Genomic DNA, 16,456 nt, shown 5'->3' on the forward strand with positions numbered 1-16,456 from the left:
TGACGACCATACCCTATCTGTGTTATCCGTTAACTATCCTGCAACCCTGCCGATGTTCAGCTTAGCCCGGCAGGTTCTCTTTCACGCTACAGGTTGCGCCGTTACAGCTAAACACCAGCTTCGGACGGCCGCCAAAGTCGTTGATATAGGTCAGTACCGGAGTACTGCCGAGGGTTTCCGCGCTTAGGGTAAGCAGCGATGAGTTTTGTGGGGCAACCATCAGCGGATTAAAGCTGGCGATATCCTTCCCGCTCTGCGACGTTTCTGCCGCAACAAGGGTGACGAAGTAGGGGGTTGGATTATTCAGGCGATACTTATCGCCTTCGCGCGTCAGGGTGATCTTTTTCTGCCAGGGATCGTTGTACTCATTTTGCCCCGCCTGCAGTCTGGCCGGCCTGTAAAACAGCTTAATGCGAGTTTGCAGCGCAATTTGCAGCGTGTTAGGTTTTTCGCTGCGCGGCGGGATCTCGCGCAGATTGAAGTAAAAAAGGGATTCGCGATCCTGCGGCAGTGCATTCAGTGCCGGGGTGGCCTGGATTTTTACCTGACTCTTTGCCCCTGGCTCCACACGCTGTAGCGGGGGAAGTATCATCAGCGGGGACTCAATCTTGTTGCCTTTATCGTCCTCAATCCATCCCTGTGCCAGATAAGGTAGCTCTCTGTTCTGATTGCTGATATTCACGCTCATGGAGTGATTCGCGCCGTCGAAAATCACGCGGGTGCGGTCGAGCGCTATGGCCGCGCTGGCCTGCTGTACGCCCGCAAGCAGGCCAGCCGTTGTCAGGGTTACTGCCGCCAAATATTTCATCACCGATCTGTTCACTTTATCACCTCATTAGCTTTCGCCGGGGGAGGGAAGTTCACCCCGGCGTGCGTCATCTTCATCCGGCCTTTACAGGCCGTTCTCTTTCTCTACGGCATCGTCTTTTGCCAGGTCGTTTCCTGCTGCGCGACACGGCAGCAGCAGGTTGCTGGTCAGTGGCGGCAGCGGTGAAGGCAGAGAAATAACGCACTGCGTTTTGCCATTCCAGCGCACACGCATTGTTTCCCCAGGCTTAATACCGGTTAACCATGCGCTGCCATTATCACCAACGATGCCGGTTTGATAGTGGTTCTGGTTCACGACGGTGGCACCAAACGGCGGAGAAGAACCATCCGCTAACCGCAGGTTTGCCATCGCTTTTTCTCCGGAAATCACGCCAAAGCGGCGGTAACCCACGGCACCTTCGGTCAGCGTGCCTTGCACCACCGAGCGGGTGGCATCAACGTTATCCGGCAGGGCGTTGACATCGACCGAGATGCTGTTGCGGTAGTAACTGTTTACGTCACTGATAACCGCCTTACCGAAGTGGTTACTGTGGCTGAGACCACCATAACCGCGTATCGGAACATCGCTGACTCCGTCGGTATCGACCATCATGCGGGTGCCTCCCAAGGCATTAACCCGGTGCATCGCGGCACCCTGCGGCGTGGCGGTGATACCTCCCTGTAACCCCAGTCCGACCGAAGAGTATCTTCCGCTTTCATAGCTGGCATTGGCGGTCATCTGCGCCATATCACCATCATGAGTGAAGTAGCCGCTGGCCGCGCCACGACCCTGCTGTGCGACGCCGGTCTTGACGTTGTAGGAGTTGTTATCGTCGATACGGTCGTAATAACCCACCATATTGCTGCTACCACTACTGTTGAACTGTCCGTCATAGGTGACGCTGGCAGTATTTCCCCAGGGGACGGTCAGGCTAAGGAACATGCCGTCGTCATCGCGGTTGTTATAGCTGTTACGATAGGCCGAAAGGTTAATACTGACATTGTGCACGCGGCCTACGTTGAAGTAGCGCGATAGCGACAGGTTATAGTTGTCGTTAGCCGGACGATCCCAGTAAGTACGATGGCTGTAGTTGATATAGGAACTGATCCCAATATCCGGGAACTGCTTATTAAAGGTGACGGTATAAAGTTCTTTACTGCTGCCGTAGTTGTTACCGTGATAGCGGGAATCAAGGTACTGCGTCATGCTCATATAGTCGCGCTCGGAGAAGCGATAGCCGGCAAAGGTCACCTGGCTGTCATACTCGTCGAAGCGTTTTGAATAGCTCAGGCGGAACGATCGCCCGCTTAACATTCCCTGCTGTGGCAGAGTGGCGCGCGACTGGGTGACGTCGAACGCCAGCGCGCCGAATGACAGCAGATCGCGCCCCACGCCAACCGCCGCAGAGTTGTAGTCTCCGGCCAACACGGTTCCGCCGTACAGCGACCAGCCGTTATTAATTCCCCATGAGAGTTCGCTGGCGGCGAATCCCGGCCCCTGAGTGTTATGCTTCAGGTCAGAGGGTTTACCTAGCGCTAACTTATAACGCAGCTGGCCCGGTCGGGTCAGATAGGGAACGTTGGCGGTGCTGACCTGGAAAGTGCGGCTGGTTCCGTCCTGTTCCTGAATGTTGACATCCAGCGTACCGGTGGTTGCCGAATTAAGATCCTGGATGCGGAACGGCCCTGAGGATACGGTCGTTTCATAGAGTACGCGTCCCTGCTGACTTACCGTGACTTTTGCATTGGTTTTAGCCACTCCGGAAACTTCCGGCGCGTAGCCGCGCAGGTTGGGCGGCAGCATATTGTCGTCGGAGACCAGGCTGGCGCCGAGAAAGCGGAAGCTGTCGAAAATGGTGGAGTTCAAATAGCTCTCGCCCATCATCAGCTTGGCACGCAGCGATGCAATAGCCCGATACGCGTAGTAGCGGCTCATATCCCAGTTATTGTTGCTGCCCTCGCCCTTACCGGTAGAGTGGTCGTAACCTCCCTGCCAGTCGGCACGCAGTCGCCATGCGCCGAGATTAAATCCGGTGGTGCCGTTACCGCTCAGAGTCTGGGTTTCGTGACCTTTAGACTGATGGGTGCTCTGGGCATTCAGGTTATAATCGAACATCAGCGCGCTGATACCGTTATCCCAGCGTGAGGGTGGATCCCAATTGTCAGCAACGTACTCCAGATACGCCTGGGGAACGTTTATGTATAGCGATGCGCTGCCTAAATCTCCACGGGCGGTCATTCCCTTCAGGGAGTCTAATCTCAGACATTGCCCATTATTCCACCAGCGTAATTCGCGCATGGCAGACGCGGTGAAGCCGAGCTGTTTAACAAGCTCCGGCGTCAGGCAGGGTATGCTGCCTTTTGGGTCGTCTGCGGGCGGCATAAACGTAATGTTTTGCTCGCGCAGCTCGTTTTTGTTGATGCGGACAACCATCTGATATTGCCCCGGCATCAGATAATCAGCTCGGGAGAAATCACTGAGATCGATTTTGCTGCGGTCTTTAACATCCAGCACATCGGTGTTGAACTCGATCGTTTCTACAGCCAACGCCGGAAGATTCACCAATGCAGCTAAAGCCAGCAGCGCGGAAAGAGGGCGTACGGCGAAATAGCGGTAGACATTCATCAGTAATAGTCCAGCTTGAAGCGAATAGTGGCGGCATAGGTGCCTGCACGCAACGTTTGACGGTTGCTCACCAGGCGCAGCGTGTAATCAAGATTTGAGTTACCGGGTTGCAGATTGCCACCGGCCAGAGGCTGCCCAGGATCGGCAAGGTTGCCATTGGCATCGGCAATTTGCAGCCCAACCCCTTTGCCCTCTCCGGATACGGCAAACAGGTTATCGTTGGTGGTTGCACCGTCAAAGGTGACGCTGAACCTGGAAACCATAGGCTGACCCGGTTTTAGCGGGGTTAGCACACAGTTAATTAATCGAATAGTAAATGGACGTGTAGGTCCCTGACCGTCGCGCATAATTTGGCTGACAGGGATCACCGACATATCAATGCTTTGGTTACGATCGGCAACATCAATGGCACAGGGGGTATCGATAATCGATCCCTGCATTTCAACCAGCCCGTGCCCTTGATCGGCCTGGCGGTCGGCAAAAACCGCCGAAGGCATCAGCATAAGGCAAAGTAAAAAAACAGAATTGTGGCCTGTGACCATCGCTCCCCCTTCCCGTTGATAACCGTTAACTTCTGTAAATCAGGCGCACTGAGGCGCCTGTCACGACGTTTCAGGCTTACTGGTAGGCGAGAGTAAAGTTAGCAACTGCGGAGAAGTCACCTGGCACTACAGCGACATCGGCAGAGTCACCCTGCAGGTATGCAGCATAAGAAAGCGTATTGTTGCCGGTCTGCACGGAAGTTGGCAGTGATGCGCTGCCCAGGTCGATAGAAGCACCGTCACCATTGGTGATAACCAGCGCTGCACCGGAAGCCTGACCCACTAACGCCAGGTTTTTAGGCTGTGCTTTAGATGCGGTGCCGGTAAAGGTGGTGGTGACGGTTTTGTTGGTCAGTGAAGAGACGTCGCAGTTTTCCAGCTTGATGTAGAAAGGACGCGCGGTTGACTTACCGGTGTTCTGCAGAGCCTTGTTAGAGATCTGTCCCATATCAACAGTCTGGTTAGCTGTTTCAGGAGTGATTGAGCAAGGTGAATCAATAATAGATCCTTTAAAGGTCACCGTTCCATGACCCTGATCAGCAGCGAAAGCGGCACCGCTCGCCAGTACAAAACCTAATCCTAATACGGCTGACAGTTTATTCAATTTCATTACTTCTATCTCCTTAATAAAACACATTGATGCACTACGCTAATAAGCGAGAAAAGCTGCCCCTCCCGAAAAGGGAATAGGTGCGTCTCTTGCTAACTTGTATGAAACGTTAAGTTAAGAGTAGGTCTATGGATTTTAAGTAAACCTATCCATTTAAAAACTAAATTTAAGAATATCCAGGTAAGGCTGGCAAAATAGTATGGTGGCGAGTAGATAAACCAGCCCTGCCATATTTATTTTTTTATTGATTGAAAATACTTCTTTCAACTTTCTGAAACCCATTTTGCATAACGCATTTTGTTTATGCTGACTAACGGTTTTCGCACTACATCCCCGTTCTCTGGCAATAAGCTTAATCGTTTTTTCACCGCTAAGTTCGGCCAGCACCGTACGCTCCATTTGAGTCAGCGTGACGCCTTCATGGGTAAGACGATTTTTAAATTCAAGGTGCTCACCGTCAACCTGTCCAGCAATAGATGGACTAAGGTAAAGGCTCGATGGAGCGAGAGTTATGGTTTTTGGCAGACAGCTTAAAATATCTTGTTTGGTAATAATGATATTTACCCCAAAACTTCTCATCAAGATAACGGATGGAGTATGAGGGAAATCAACCACAACGACCGTTCTGATATCAGGGTAGAATCGCTGTAGCTTGTCGAGAAGATGCAGCGTTCTTGTCCAAACAGGATTATAAGAGACAAATACAATGTCGATATCGTCATTCATCGCCAGGCGGTAGAAAAAATCATCCGAATGGCTGGTCGCACTAACAATGATGTTATTTAACCCTGCCCATTTTTCTACGGCATCAAGAAAATAACTGTTATTATCCAGAACCAGCGCTCGGCGCGTGGTGTGCGTCTGTTTCGATATGGTTGGCATCCCGTTCATTCCCTTTGCATCCCTGGCCATTGCAAAGAACAATGGCTCAAATACGAACCGCCTGTTTTCACACTTGGTTACGTTATCTCGCAAATCAACATTTCGTATGCATATATCCTACTTCAACTAATGCATTAAGCAACATAATAGATCGTTAAATCGATAAAAACAGAGTATTAACCTAACATCATTTAAGATTATTCCTATTAGATAATACATTATCTACTCGATAATAATAATTATGGTTTTTATGGTTACATAATAAGGTCAATCTTAAAAATAACCGTTCTGGATAAATTATTTTTTCTTAACTCAAATTTAACGTAAATATCCTATTTCTTTATTTTCATAATATGGTGATTGCTGGTCTTAATGCGCATAAGAAGCAAGATGGTGGTGTGATTAGTTTTACCATGAGGCAAATTTTTAGCTGAATGATCTGTCTGAATGTGTTTCTGAAAAAAATGATGTATGCAAGTGATGGCTATCGACAGCGGAGAGGATGCAAGGGAGATACTCCGAAAAAACTGGATTAATTCCAAGTTATACACATATATGTCAGCTATAAACTATTAGCGTGGTGAGTGTTTTTTTCCGTGCATTATGACGACATCATCAGGCTATGACGCTATTTTCTCTTGCTACAGAATGACGGACGGCAGGCTGAAAATAGCGTTGCTCTTCTGCTAAAGATTGCAAACGGCCGGCGCACGAAACGTCAGAATAAGATCCGTCAGCCTGGCGAAAGCACATCGATTAAGGTGGATTTTTCCCTTCCTGCCGCCCAGAATAGCCCCAGACCGGCAGACGCCGGATGAAAATCCCTATGCGCAGCGAGGAGATAAGTATGCAGCAAGGACCATTAACAGAAGAAGAGCTGGAGTGGCTGGACGATATCTTAACCAAATATGGTAATGAAGAGTCGGTACTTGATGCCTCTGAGCTGGACGGACTGTTTACCGCCATTCTCTCCGGCCCAACGCTGGTGGAGCCGCAGCTGTGGCTGCCGCTGATCTGGGGTGGGGAAGAGCACGACCCTGACTGGGAAAGCGAGGAGGAGTTCGAGCAGTTTATGGACCTGATCGCGCAGCATATGAATGATATTGCCGACCGCCTGAATGAATATCCCGACCAGTTCGAACCGCTGTTTGGCACCCGTGAAGTGGAAGGCCAGGAATTTACCGTGGTGGAAGAGTGGTGTTTCGGCTATATGAAAGGCGTGGCGCTGGGCGACTGGTCCAGGCTACATGAATCCCTGCACCCGGCGCTACAGGTGATTGCGCTACATGGCAAGGAAGAGCACTTCGCCGAACTGGACACATTTTCACCGGATGAATATGAGCGGAGCATTGCGGCTATACGCCCGGCGGCGTTGAGTCTGCATCAGAAAAGACAGTTGCATTAACGCCCATTTCCGCCACGCGTGTCGTCGCGTGGCGTTTGCTGTCACGATTTACCAACCCACCACGGCACCGCCGTTAAAGATTTTTTCCGCCGCCGCTGCCACCTCCGGCGACTGATAAGCATGAATGAAATCGCGCACGTTGGCTGCGTCTTTGTTGTCTGCTCGCGTCACAATAATATTGACGTAGGGTGACTGCTTATCTTCAATAAACACGCTATCGCGTAGCGGATTCAGGCCGGTCTGCTGGATATAAGTGGTATTGATAATCGCCACCGTCACCTGGGCATCGTCAAGTGCGCGCGGCAGCTGTGCGGCTTCTATTTCGATAATCTTTAAACGCCGTGGATTCGCGGTGATGTCCAGCGCCGTTGGCAATAGCCCGGTGTTGGGCTTCAGGGCGATCAGCTTTTCTTTGTTTAGCAGCAACAGTGCGCGCCCGAGGTTGGTCGGATCGTTAGGGATGGCGATGGTATCACCGTCTTTCAGTTCGGAAATCCGTTTAATCTTTTTCGAATAACCGGCTATCGGGAACACGAAGGTATTGCCGACGGCAACCAGCGACGTGCCTTTGGCTTTATTATCCTGTTCGAGGAACGGGCGATGCTGGAAGACGTTGGCATCAAGATCGCCATGGGCGGTCGGCTCATTGGGCAGCAGTGAACCGCTGAAACCCACCAATTCAACGTCCAGCCCATATTTTTCTTTCGCCACTTTGCTCGCCACTTCTGCCACATCCTGCTCGGCACCGTTAATCACACCTACCTTAATATGATGGGCGTCCGAATTTTTGTTGTCACAACCCGCCAGCAGGGAACCCAGCATCAACAGCGCGGCGGTTACAGTATGATTCAGGGCAGGCTTCACGTTATTTATCCTTAGATTCAGTCAGATAGCAGAATAATAAATAACCGCAATCAGGCCGCTGAGTCAATGACGCGGCTTATGATAAAAAAGCATGATTTATAAGCAGAAAAAGACGAGGCGGGGCTAAGATTTGCTTTTATTGCGTTGTTCATGCCACAGCAGGATCTGCTCGGCAAGATCATCTTCAACCGCGTAAAGGTAGCAGGAAGGCACATCCAGCACTGCCGCAAGCCGACAGACCAGTTCAAAATCAGGAACGTGTATGCCGCGCTCGTATTGATTCATCCGTGCGCTGGCGGTGGCTTCATCAATGCCCGCTAAAACCCCAAGCTTCTGTTGGGAAAGGCCTTTTTTCAGGCGAGCTTCTTTCAAACGATGTGGCAGCATGTCGATCCTGACTTCTGAATAACTAACAGGATTCTCTTAGCTGCTCAAGTAAATTGTACTAAGTAATACTTAGTGCTAACTTTTAAGGGTAGCAGGAGTTAAACGGACATAAATCATAAGCAGAGGAAGGCATGAAAAAAAGAACAGATATGCATCCGGCAGATATTCTGGCCGCATTCAAAAAACGCAAGACGTCACTGGCGGCATTGTCGCGTGAGGCCGGTTTGAATTCCGGTACGCTGGCGAATGCGCTGAAGAGGCCGTGGCCAAAAGGGGAGTTTATTATTGCTGCCGCACTGGGGCTTCATCCGGCAGCGATCTGGCCCAGCCGTTATTACGACAGCCGGGGACGGCTGCTGGCTCGTGAACAGCGGCTGCGTCGGTCACGCGTCACGGGCGATAAAGAGGATATTATTATCATACCGCCAGAAAGTGCCGCTTAACTTCGCTTTCTGGCGGTGTTGCTCAGTTAGCCATAATGCTGGCGGCTAGCCGGGCGCTGCCGGAGGTATTGCCAATAAGCTCGGTTAACAGATTATTCGCTCCGTCGCTCATGGGCGTAAAGCGAGTTTCTGCCGACCGGGCAACCACAATAAATACCCCTACGCTGTACTGCGGCACCATTGCCATATAGGTGATAAAGCCGCCGCCGCCGCCGGTTTTTTCAATAATACCCGGGCGGCCATCGTGCGGTGCCATATAGACCCAGCCCATCCCCAGCGCATCGGCCCGTCCCGGCACATCCATTCCATCCACTTTCGTCAGCTGGCTACGCTGATAAATCATCGTTTGCAGACGATCGGCCTGCGGGCTGCGGGTATGCACATCAGATGAGAGGAATTGCTGCATCCACCGCCCCATATCATCCGGGGTGGAATAAACGCCGCCGCTGCCTATAGCCGCCAGGGAATTATCGCAAGGACTGGGGCTTTTGGCCGGGATGATCAGGCGACCACACTGATCCGGCGAGGGGGTAAAGGTGGTGTCCTTCATTCCCAGCGGGCGAGTGATCTTCTCGCGGAACAGAGCCGAATAAGGCTTACCGCCAGCCCTTGCCAGTGCATCCCCCAGCAGATCGAAAGCGAGGTTAGAGTAACCGGCCCGTTCACCGGGCGCCCATTTCAGCTGCGCGCTGCGCAGCCAGTTCCAGCGTTGACTGTAGGTAGGCCAGGTAAATACCGCCCGTACCGCTTTACCGCCGGGCTGCTCTCGCGGCAGGGCGCTGGTATGTGTAGCCAGATTAATCAGGCGGATAGGCTGCCCGTCAAAGCTCGGCACCCGGCTGCCGGGAGGAGCATATTTGCTAAGCGGGTCGTCCAGCTGCAAACGCCCCTCTTCGGCCAGCTTAACCATCAGCTGGCTGGTCATCAATTTGGTGAGTGACGCCACGCGGATCAGGGAATCTTTTTGCGGTGGCTGCTGGCTACCGGGACGCACCGAACCACGGCTGACGAACATCCGCTGATTGGCATCGATCGCCACTATCGCCATTGCGCTGGCTTTGGTGTTGTAAAAAATATTATCGGCGTAGCGCTCCACCGTCTTAGCTGCCAATAAGGGATCGGGAGCGGTTCGCGCATGGCCTGCCAGCGGCAGTGCCAGTACGGGAAGCAGCAAAAAAGCACAAAGCAAGGGTTTCAACGGGTGGCCGCTCTTGTCAGTGAATGAATGGGCGATTCATAGTAGTTTTTTTGACTTTAACTGCAAGTCTTTCCTGTGGAGTCATCGTGCTGGTCATGGCTGCGGAGTGACAAGCAGGCTGACAAGGCCAATGCCGAGTTTTCGCGCGGCAAAGCCGTCCATTGTTCCCTCAGTGGACTCTGTCGATTGCGATGGCGTGATGGTAATAGTGCGCGCCCGTGCGGGATTATCGACCGGCAGAGTCAGGGTGGTGTCATGCGCGGAAAAAGTCACCTGCTGCTGCCAGTTACCCATTTTCACCGTCACCGGGTGCAGGCTGTTATTGCCCCAGGTGCGCGCGGTTATCGTCAGTGTGAAGGCTGCGGGCAGCGGCTCCCGATACTGTATGGTGACATCCGGCTGTAGGTTGGCATCCGACCAGCGCCCCCAGGGTTCAGGATAAGAGAGGCCGGAGATCTTCTGCACCTGCTGCGGCATGCCGGGCAGATTAAATAGAATAGTGTCGGAGTGATATGTCAGGTCGGTATCGGCAATTCGCAGGCGTGCCAGGCTACGCAGGTAGCGATCCTCACTCTGTTCGTTACTCGCCGGGAAAAGGATTTTCCCCTGCGAGGTGCCAGGCTGTACTTGCAAAATGGTCGGTTGCACGTTGAGCGTGCCGTTAGCCACGCACAGGCCGCTATTCAGCGCCAGCGCATCATCCCAGATACTGCCGATCTTAAAACAGTGGTCGATCCAGACGAACTTTTCATCGGCGGAGAATCTTGCCAGCTGTTGCTTTAGCGGTGTTGCCAGCCAGGCATCCAGCTTGGGTTCGATCCTGTTCGGCATCACGGACAGCAGCAGCGGCAGTTTGAAATGCGCGCCCGAGAAGCTGAAAGTATTTTTCGCCGTATCGATTGTGTAGTCTGAAATCGTCTTAGGGAAGTTCCACAGCTTTATCACGTCTGGTTTCCACTCATTGATCTTCTCTTTGATATTGAGATAAGTGGTAGAAAGCGAAGTGGATGACAGGCTGCTGCGCCCCAGACCAATAAAGTTATCGCCGCCCATCGCATCCAGCACGGTTGCGCCGTTATCCAGGGTATTGCGTTTATTATTGAGCACCCGGCCGTCGGCGTCATCGCCGCGCAGCATAAAGAACAGATCGTGACGATCGTGTTGGTTAAGGGATTTCCAGGCGGTGTTGTTCATCGCAAGATGGTCGGAACTGACCACGATAAGGGTATCTTTGAACCAGGGAGTGGCACGGATTTTTTCAATAAGCCGGGCAATATGCTCTTGGCTACAGGCCACTGCCGCAAAGGATTTATTCTCTTTCCCCTCGAACGGGTAAGCGTTGCGCTGACAGCTGCGTGAGATAAATCCGTCCGGATGATGGGTATCAACAGTCAGGGCAAACAGCGAGAAGGGTTGCCCCTTCTGCGCCAGCTCTGTGTATTTATCGAACACCTGTTCGAGCACCGTATCATCATACCAGCCCCAGTCGTTGCGATACTTCTCGTCTTTCACCACGCTTTTCAGTTCCTTGAATCCATAAAGATGGTCAAAACCGTGAGAGGAGAGAAACAGGTCCTTACCGGCAAAGCTCAGGCTGGAACCCTGATAAAAATAGTTCTGATAACCCGAAGATTTAAGAATATCGCCCAAACAGATATTTTGCGGATAGAAGGTGGAAAGCGAGCTGGACGCATTGCCATCAAACGGGGCGAACAGGGGAATGCCGCACTGTGAAGCGACCATACCGGCAATGGTGTATTCGGTGCCGGGTAACTGCTCGGTATGACTGAAATCAAGCGACTGGTCTTTTATCTTATTCAGTTCTGGTGCCAGATTAGGGAAGGCCTGCTCGTCAAAATAGGTGCGTTCCAGACTTTCCGCATAGATATACACCAGGTTAGGCCGCTCGCCGCGCAGGGTTTTAGCGGGTATCCGGTAGTTGCTGTAAAAGTCAGATTCGCCTTTATTCGTTTGTGACTGGATCAGCGCCGTCACCTGCTGGTAAGCCGGGGTGGTTTTAATGGAGGCCAGCGCCAGTATTAATGCCAGTATGCTGTAAAGCGGGCTGTAATTGTGGCTTTTGCGCAGGCGTAAAACCCACGCGAGCAAGGCAAACAGCAGCAATAAAATCACGACCAGCCCTGCTGCGGGCAACATATATTTTTGCAGTCCGGCGCCGCTCAGGCTGCTGGTGATGGTATAGATGACCGCGTCATTGATCCCTTCGCCGGTAAAATAGTCACTGGCTAACAGCGAAGCATTAAGCACGATGTAGACGCCGAGCAACGACAATACTGCAATAAACCACAGCTTATGGCGTCCAGCCTTCCAAGTGTAGAGGAGAGCCGAAGTGAAAAATAACAGCAACGCTATCCATTCTGAAACCATTAGGTTGAGTTTATCCTGTTTTGACGCACTCCCTGTCAGGTAGCTGCGAGGAAAGAAATGATGAGGAAATTTAACGCAGTAAATTACCCCAGACAACCCTCCGTAGAAACAGGGGGTTAGGTGGTTTTCACTGCATAATGGGTTGTGTTTATATTTGGTTTAACAAGCAATCGATCGGGGATGAACCCGCTACGGATAATCGCTTTGCCTCTGTGATGTGGCAGCATCGTGCAGGCAGTTCCTTGTACGCACCTTTTGCCGAATAAAGTTCAGGTCACAATGGTTTGATTGTGTTAACAGATTCATTGTTTGACATACTTGCTTAATCTATTCTGACATAAATACAGACAAATTAGCTCTGTTACCGCTATTAAAGGACAGCCATCAGGATAGTATGCGCTGGCTATTCCTTTTTCTATACTACACAGGGCTACGAAATGTTAACCAAAAAACATATTTTAACTCAGGCCATTGGTCTGGGGCTGGTTATTGGCAGTGCCTCCTTCGCTGCAAATGCGGAGATTACCGTTCTGAAACAGAATCCGCAGGCAGGCGATCCATTAAGCCGCCTTAATTTTACCGTGGGTGGCAGCATTCGTCCGCAGTTTAACAATTTAACCGGCGACGGTGACAAGGGATCCTACAAACGTAACGGCTTTGATGGCGGCAGCCGTTTACGCTTTGCGGCTGATTACTATCTTTTTGATGATATCAGCTGGGTAAACTACTACGAGTTGGGGATAGATTTTCCAACTCTGTTCGACTGGGATAGTCACCATGCTGACGGGGCGAATAACACCTCGCGCCGCATGTTGTATACCGGCCTGAAAAGCAAAACCTGGGGGCAGCTCACCTTTGGCCAGCAAAACAGCGTGTATTACGATGTGGTCGGGGCGAAAACCGATCTCTGGGACTACGACATGCTGGGCCAGGCTCCGGGTAATGGCATTAAAGGCGACTACGATGGTTCATATCGTTCACGCAAGATGCTGAAATATAAAAATACCTTCGGCGATGCTGATGTTTACGCCTCCTACCTGTTTGCTGATAATGAATACCTGCCGGGCAATGGTCTGCGTTATAAGCGCCAGGGCGGCGGATCGCTGGGCGTGGATTATCATATCTCTAAAGAGCTGACCTGGGGCACCGCATGGAACTACACCCGGGCGGAAATGCGCAATCCTGGCAACGGTGATGAAAAATCATATGACCAGAACATCTTCGGTACTGCTCTGAGCTGGACGCCGGACAACTGGACCTTTACCGTCGGCGGCGGCTGGTATGATAACTTCCTGCCGAGCAAAAAAGTCGATGTTAATCACTACTTCTCAGGTGATGCCTGGGGTATTGAATACCTCGCCGGATATACCGTTGCGGTTAACCAATATGGCCTGAAGTCAGTGATGCCGTATGTGATGGGTGACCGTATGCAATATGTCACCGGGCGCGACTACCAGCGTATTGATAACGGTGTGGGCGTCACCTTCAAGCTGGACTACGGCTTCCGCGTTGACTACGAACACGTCTTTACCTCCAGTACCGACAACCTGGGCGATATGAACCTGGTGCGTCTGCGTTACGACTTCTAAGTTTTACCCGTTCCCCGGTGTCATACCGGGGAACGCCTGCCTGAGAGAGACGGAGACATGGAAGCACACGGCATCGCCGATATTATTCAGCCCGGTCTGCGGGTGCTGTTCTGCGGTATCAATCCCGGAAAGTCCACGGCTCACACCGGTTTTCATTTTGCCCATCCCGGCAACCGCTTCTGGAAAACCATTTTCCAGGCGGGATTCACCCGGACGCAGTTAAAGCCTGAACAGGAACAGCAGCTGTTGGAAACCGGTTGCGGCATCACCATGCTGGTCGAGCGGCCAACGGTGCTGGCCAGTGAACTGGAGGGCAGCGAATTGCGCAGCGGCGGGCAGGCGCTGATGGATAAGATAGAACGCTTCCAGCCCGCTGCGCTGGCGGTGTTGGGCAAGCAGGCTTATCAGCAGGCCTTTCGCCGTACTAAGGTGGAGTGGGGCAGGCAGCCTCTGGCTGTGGGCGAGACGGAAATCTGGGTACTGCCGAATCCTAGCGGACTGAACCGTGCTTCCCAGCAGGAGATGACCGAGGCCTACGCGCAACTGTATCGGTCACTGGGTTAGCTGGAGCACGGATTACAGCGGCGTGAACGGCGATAGCGTCTAAACAAAAAAATGGCCCCTTGCGGTGAGCGAAGGGGCCATTTTATATCGCAGACTAGCGATTAATCATCGAGGAAGCTGCGCAGAACCTCGGAGCGGCTTGGATGACGCAGCTTACGCAGCGCCTTCGCCTCGATCTGACGGATACGCTCACGCGTAACGTCAAACTGTTTGCCTACCTCTTCCAGCGTATGGTCAGTATTCATATCAATACCAAAACGCATGCGTAGAACTTTCGCCTCACGCGCTGTCAGGCCTGCCAGCACATCATGGGTGGCAGAGCGCAGGCTTTCTGAGGTTGCCGAGTCCAGCGGCAGCTCCAGCGTGGTATCTTCGATAAAATCGCCCAGATGTGAATCTTCATCATCACCAATCGGCGTCTCCATAGAGATCGGCTCTTTAGCAATTTTCAGCACCTTACGGATTTTATCTTCAGGCATCAGCATCCGCTCGGCCAGCTCTTCCGGCGTTGGCTCACGGCCCATCTCCTGCAACATCTGACGCGAAATACGGTTGAGTTTATTAATCGTCTCAATCATATGCACCGGAATACGGATGGTTCGTGCCTGGTCGGCGATAGAGCGGGTGATGGCCTGACGGATCCACCATGTGGCATAAGTGGAGAACTTATAACCGCGACGGTATTCAAATTTATCTACCGCTTTCATCAAGCCGATGTTGCCTTCTTGGATAAGATCGAGGAATTGCAGGCCACGGTTGGTGTATTTCTTGGCGATAGAGATAACCAGACGCAGGTTAGCCTCAACCATCTCTTTCTTCGCACGGCGCGCTTTCGCTTCACCAATGGACATGCGACGGTTGATATCTTTCACCTGCTCGATGGTCAGGCCGGTTTCTTCTTCAATCTGTTGCAGCTTTTGCAAACCACGGGCCACGTCATCTGAAACATCTTTCAGCTTCTCTGACCAGGGCTTGTTCATTGCCAGCGCCGCTTTGAACCAGGTTTCACTGGTTTCGTTGCCGGTGAACAGAGTGATGAAGTTCTTCTTAGGCATTTTGCACAGTTCAACACACAGCTTCATGATAAGACGTTCTTGAGTACGAACGCGATCCATCATGACACGCATGCTGTTTACCAGGAAATCGAACTGCTTTGGCACCAGGCGGAACTGTTTGAATACATCGGACAGGTTCTGGATCTCTGCGATGGCGTCAGCATGGCTGCGGCTTTTCGCTTTGATCACCGTACGGGTGGTTTCGTACTGGATGCGTAGATCGCTGAACTTTTCACGCGCCAGTTCAGGGTCAATGCTGTTGTCATCATCCGAACTGTCGTCATCAGATTCTTCATCTTCGTCGTCATCTTCACGCTCTTCCGCAGACAGCTCAGAACCCACGTGCGTGGCGGTCGGCGCAATATCTTCTTCGGCGTTAGGGTCGACAAAGCCAGTGATCAGGTCGGACAGGCGCGCTTCACCGGCTTCAACACGATCGTACTGTTCAAGCAGATAGGTTATCGCTTCAGGGTATTCTGCAACGGAGCACTGAACCTGGTTGATGCCGTCTTCGATGCGTTTTGCGATATCGATCTCGCCTTCACGCGTCAACAGCTCAACCGTACCCATTTCACGCATGTACATACGCACCGGGTCGGTTGTACGCCCGATTTCAGACTCTACGCTGGATAGCACCTGAGCAGCCGCTTCGGCAGCATCTTCATCGGTATCGCTGCTGTTTTCATTCAGCATCAGATCGTCGGCATCAGGCGCTTCTTCCACGACCTGGATGCCCATGTCGTTAATCATCTGGATGATGTCTTCGATCTGATCTGAGTCGACGATATCTTCCGGCAGATGGTCATTGACCTCGGCATAGGTCAGATAGCCTTGCTCCTTACCACGGGTGACAAGTAGCTTCAGCTGTGACTGCGGGTTTTGCTCCATAAGACGGTGTCCACACTTCTGTTAAATTAGATTGGTGTCGGTCGGCTAACGTGCCAACAATAACAGTGAGGGCGTTGAGATTATTGCCGCTGCCCGTCGTGGCGGCTGTCAGGATTGACCTGACGCTTATTCGGCACTTAAGCCGCTGTGTTCTGTGTTAAAGCTATCTAAAAAACCGATAACATTTCTAAATTCTGTTTGTGAGTCG

General features: G+C 51.9%; 14 protein-coding genes. 4 read left to right on the plus strand and 10 right to left on the minus strand.

What is annotated here, in order from left to right:
* Positions 1-61: 61 nt before the first annotated feature.
* The 5 genes from EPIR_RS02050 to EPIR_RS02070 all read right to left on the minus strand — a co-directional run bounded on the left by EPIR_RS02050 (position 62) and on the right by EPIR_RS02070 (position 5,467).
* Positions 62-808, minus strand: a complete 747-nt coding sequence (locus EPIR_RS02050) for a fimbria/pilus periplasmic chaperone (RefSeq protein ID WP_023653628.1) — start codon at positions 806-808, stop codon at positions 62-64.
* Positions 809-892: 84 nt separating this feature from the next.
* Positions 893-3,433 (minus strand): outer membrane usher protein, encoded by a 2,541-nt coding sequence (locus EPIR_RS02055; protein WP_023653629.1) that lies wholly within the window; start codon positions 3,431-3,433, stop codon positions 893-895.
* A complete protein-coding gene (locus EPIR_RS02060) occupies positions 3,433-3,975 on the minus strand; it encodes a fimbrial protein (RefSeq protein WP_023653630.1) in 543 nt (180 codons plus the stop codon). Before EPIR_RS02060 ends, EPIR_RS02055 begins: the two co-directional genes overlap by 1 nt.
* Positions 3,976-4,051: 76 nt before the next feature.
* Positions 4,052-4,585 (minus strand): fimbrial protein, encoded by a 534-nt coding sequence (locus tag EPIR_RS02065; RefSeq protein ID WP_023653631.1) that lies wholly within the window; start codon positions 4,583-4,585, stop codon positions 4,052-4,054.
* A 153-nt stretch (positions 4,586-4,738) separates the two neighbouring features.
* The gene (locus EPIR_RS02070) at positions 4,739-5,467 is read right to left on the minus strand and encodes a helix-turn-helix domain-containing protein (protein ID WP_167337179.1); all 729 of its coding nucleotides are present in this window, start codon (positions 5,465-5,467) and stop codon (positions 4,739-4,741) included.
* A gap of 847 nt (positions 5,468-6,314) precedes the next feature.
* On the opposite strand from EPIR_RS02070, the gene EPIR_RS02075 reads away from it, so the two are divergent.
* Positions 6,315-6,872 (plus strand): YecA/YgfB family protein, encoded by a 558-nt coding sequence (locus tag EPIR_RS02075; RefSeq protein ID WP_023653633.1) that lies wholly within the window; start codon positions 6,315-6,317, stop codon positions 6,870-6,872.
* A 48-nt stretch (positions 6,873-6,920) separates the two neighbouring features.
* Here EPIR_RS02075 and nlpA read toward each other — a convergent pair whose 3' ends face one another.
* Both nlpA and EPIR_RS02085 read right to left on the minus strand, forming a co-directional pair.
* Complete coding sequence (gene nlpA, locus EPIR_RS02080) at positions 6,921-7,736, minus strand: lipoprotein NlpA (protein ID WP_023653634.1); 816 nt, start codon at positions 7,734-7,736, stop codon at positions 6,921-6,923.
* Positions 7,737-7,859: 123 nt separating this feature from the next.
* A complete protein-coding gene (locus tag EPIR_RS02085; protein WP_023653635.1) occupies positions 7,860-8,123 on the minus strand; it encodes a helix-turn-helix domain-containing protein in 264 nt (87 codons plus the stop codon).
* A 131-nt stretch (positions 8,124-8,254) separates the two neighbouring features.
* Between EPIR_RS02085 and EPIR_RS02090 the strand changes: the two genes are divergently transcribed.
* On the plus strand, positions 8,255-8,566 hold the full coding sequence (locus EPIR_RS02090; protein WP_023653636.1) for a helix-turn-helix domain-containing protein: 312 nt from the start codon (positions 8,255-8,257) through the stop codon (positions 8,564-8,566).
* 22 nt (positions 8,567-8,588) lie between these two features.
* Here the strand turns inward: EPIR_RS02090 and ampH are convergent, their stop codons facing one another.
* Both ampH and opgB read right to left on the minus strand, forming a co-directional pair.
* On the minus strand, positions 8,589-9,800 hold the full coding sequence (gene ampH / locus EPIR_RS02095) for a D-alanyl-D-alanine-carboxypeptidase/endopeptidase AmpH (RefSeq protein ID WP_048696708.1): 1,212 nt from the start codon (positions 9,798-9,800) through the stop codon (positions 8,589-8,591).
* Between the two features lie 57 nt (positions 9,801-9,857).
* Positions 9,858-12,152 carry a phosphatidylglycerol--membrane-oligosaccharide glycerophosphotransferase gene (opgB, locus tag EPIR_RS02100; RefSeq protein WP_023653638.1) on the minus strand — a complete coding sequence of 765 codons (2,295 nt, stop codon included), beginning with the start codon at positions 12,150-12,152 and terminating at the stop codon, positions 9,858-9,860.
* 437 nt (positions 12,153-12,589) lie between these two features.
* Here opgB and EPIR_RS02105 point away from each other — a divergent pair, with 437 nt between their 5' ends.
* Positions 12,590-13,741, plus strand: coding sequence for a porin (locus tag EPIR_RS02105; RefSeq protein WP_023653640.1), 1,152 nt, complete (start codon positions 12,590-12,592; stop codon positions 13,739-13,741).
* Between the two features lie 57 nt (positions 13,742-13,798).
* Complete coding sequence (gene mug, locus EPIR_RS02110) at positions 13,799-14,305, plus strand: G/U mismatch-specific DNA glycosylase (protein WP_023653641.1); 507 nt, start codon at positions 13,799-13,801, stop codon at positions 14,303-14,305.
* A gap of 101 nt (positions 14,306-14,406) precedes the next feature.
* Here mug and rpoD read toward each other — a convergent pair whose 3' ends face one another.
* Positions 14,407-16,248: an RNA polymerase sigma factor RpoD gene (rpoD, locus tag EPIR_RS02115; RefSeq protein ID WP_023653642.1), complete on the minus strand. Its 1,842-nt coding sequence runs from the start codon at positions 16,246-16,248 to the stop codon at positions 14,407-14,409.
* Between the last annotated feature and the right edge of the window lie 208 nt (positions 16,249-16,456).

It is taken from the genome of Erwinia piriflorinigrans CFBP 5888 (assembly GCF_001050515.1).
GTDB lineage: Bacteria > Pseudomonadota > Gammaproteobacteria > Enterobacterales > Enterobacteriaceae > Erwinia > Erwinia piriflorinigrans.

Coding starts and splice junctions, on each gene's coding strand:
- EPIR_RS02050 (WP_023653628.1), bottom strand. CDS start 808: ATGAAATATTTGGCGGCAGTAACCCTGACAACGGCTGGCCTGCTTGCG.
- EPIR_RS02055 (WP_023653629.1), bottom strand. CDS start 3,433: ATGAATGTCTACCGCTATTTCGCCGTACGCCCTCTTTCCGCGCTGCTG.
- EPIR_RS02060 (WP_023653630.1), bottom strand. CDS start 3,975: ATGGTCACAGGCCACAATTCTGTTTTTTTACTTTGCCTTATGCTGATG.
- EPIR_RS02065 (WP_023653631.1), bottom strand. CDS start 4,585: ATGAAATTGAATAAACTGTCAGCCGTATTAGGATTAGGTTTTGTACTG.
- EPIR_RS02070 (WP_167337179.1), bottom strand. CDS start 5,467: ATGCCAACCATATCGAAACAGACGCACACCACGCGCCGAGCGCTGGTT.
- EPIR_RS02075 (WP_023653633.1), top strand. CDS start 6,315: ATGCAGCAAGGACCATTAACAGAAGAAGAGCTGGAGTGGCTGGACGAT.
- EPIR_RS02085 (WP_023653635.1), bottom strand. CDS start 8,123: ATGCTGCCACATCGTTTGAAAGAAGCTCGCCTGAAAAAAGGCCTTTCC.
- EPIR_RS02090 (WP_023653636.1), top strand. CDS start 8,255: ATGAAAAAAAGAACAGATATGCATCCGGCAGATATTCTGGCCGCATTC.
- opgB (WP_023653638.1), bottom strand. CDS start 12,152: ATGGTTTCAGAATGGATAGCGTTGCTGTTATTTTTCACTTCGGCTCTC.
- EPIR_RS02105 (WP_023653640.1), top strand. CDS start 12,590: ATGTTAACCAAAAAACATATTTTAACTCAGGCCATTGGTCTGGGGCTG.
- mug (WP_023653641.1), top strand. CDS start 13,799: ATGGAAGCACACGGCATCGCCGATATTATTCAGCCCGGTCTGCGGGTG.
- rpoD (WP_023653642.1), bottom strand. CDS start 16,248: ATGGAGCAAAACCCGCAGTCACAGCTGAAGCTACTTGTCACCCGTGGT.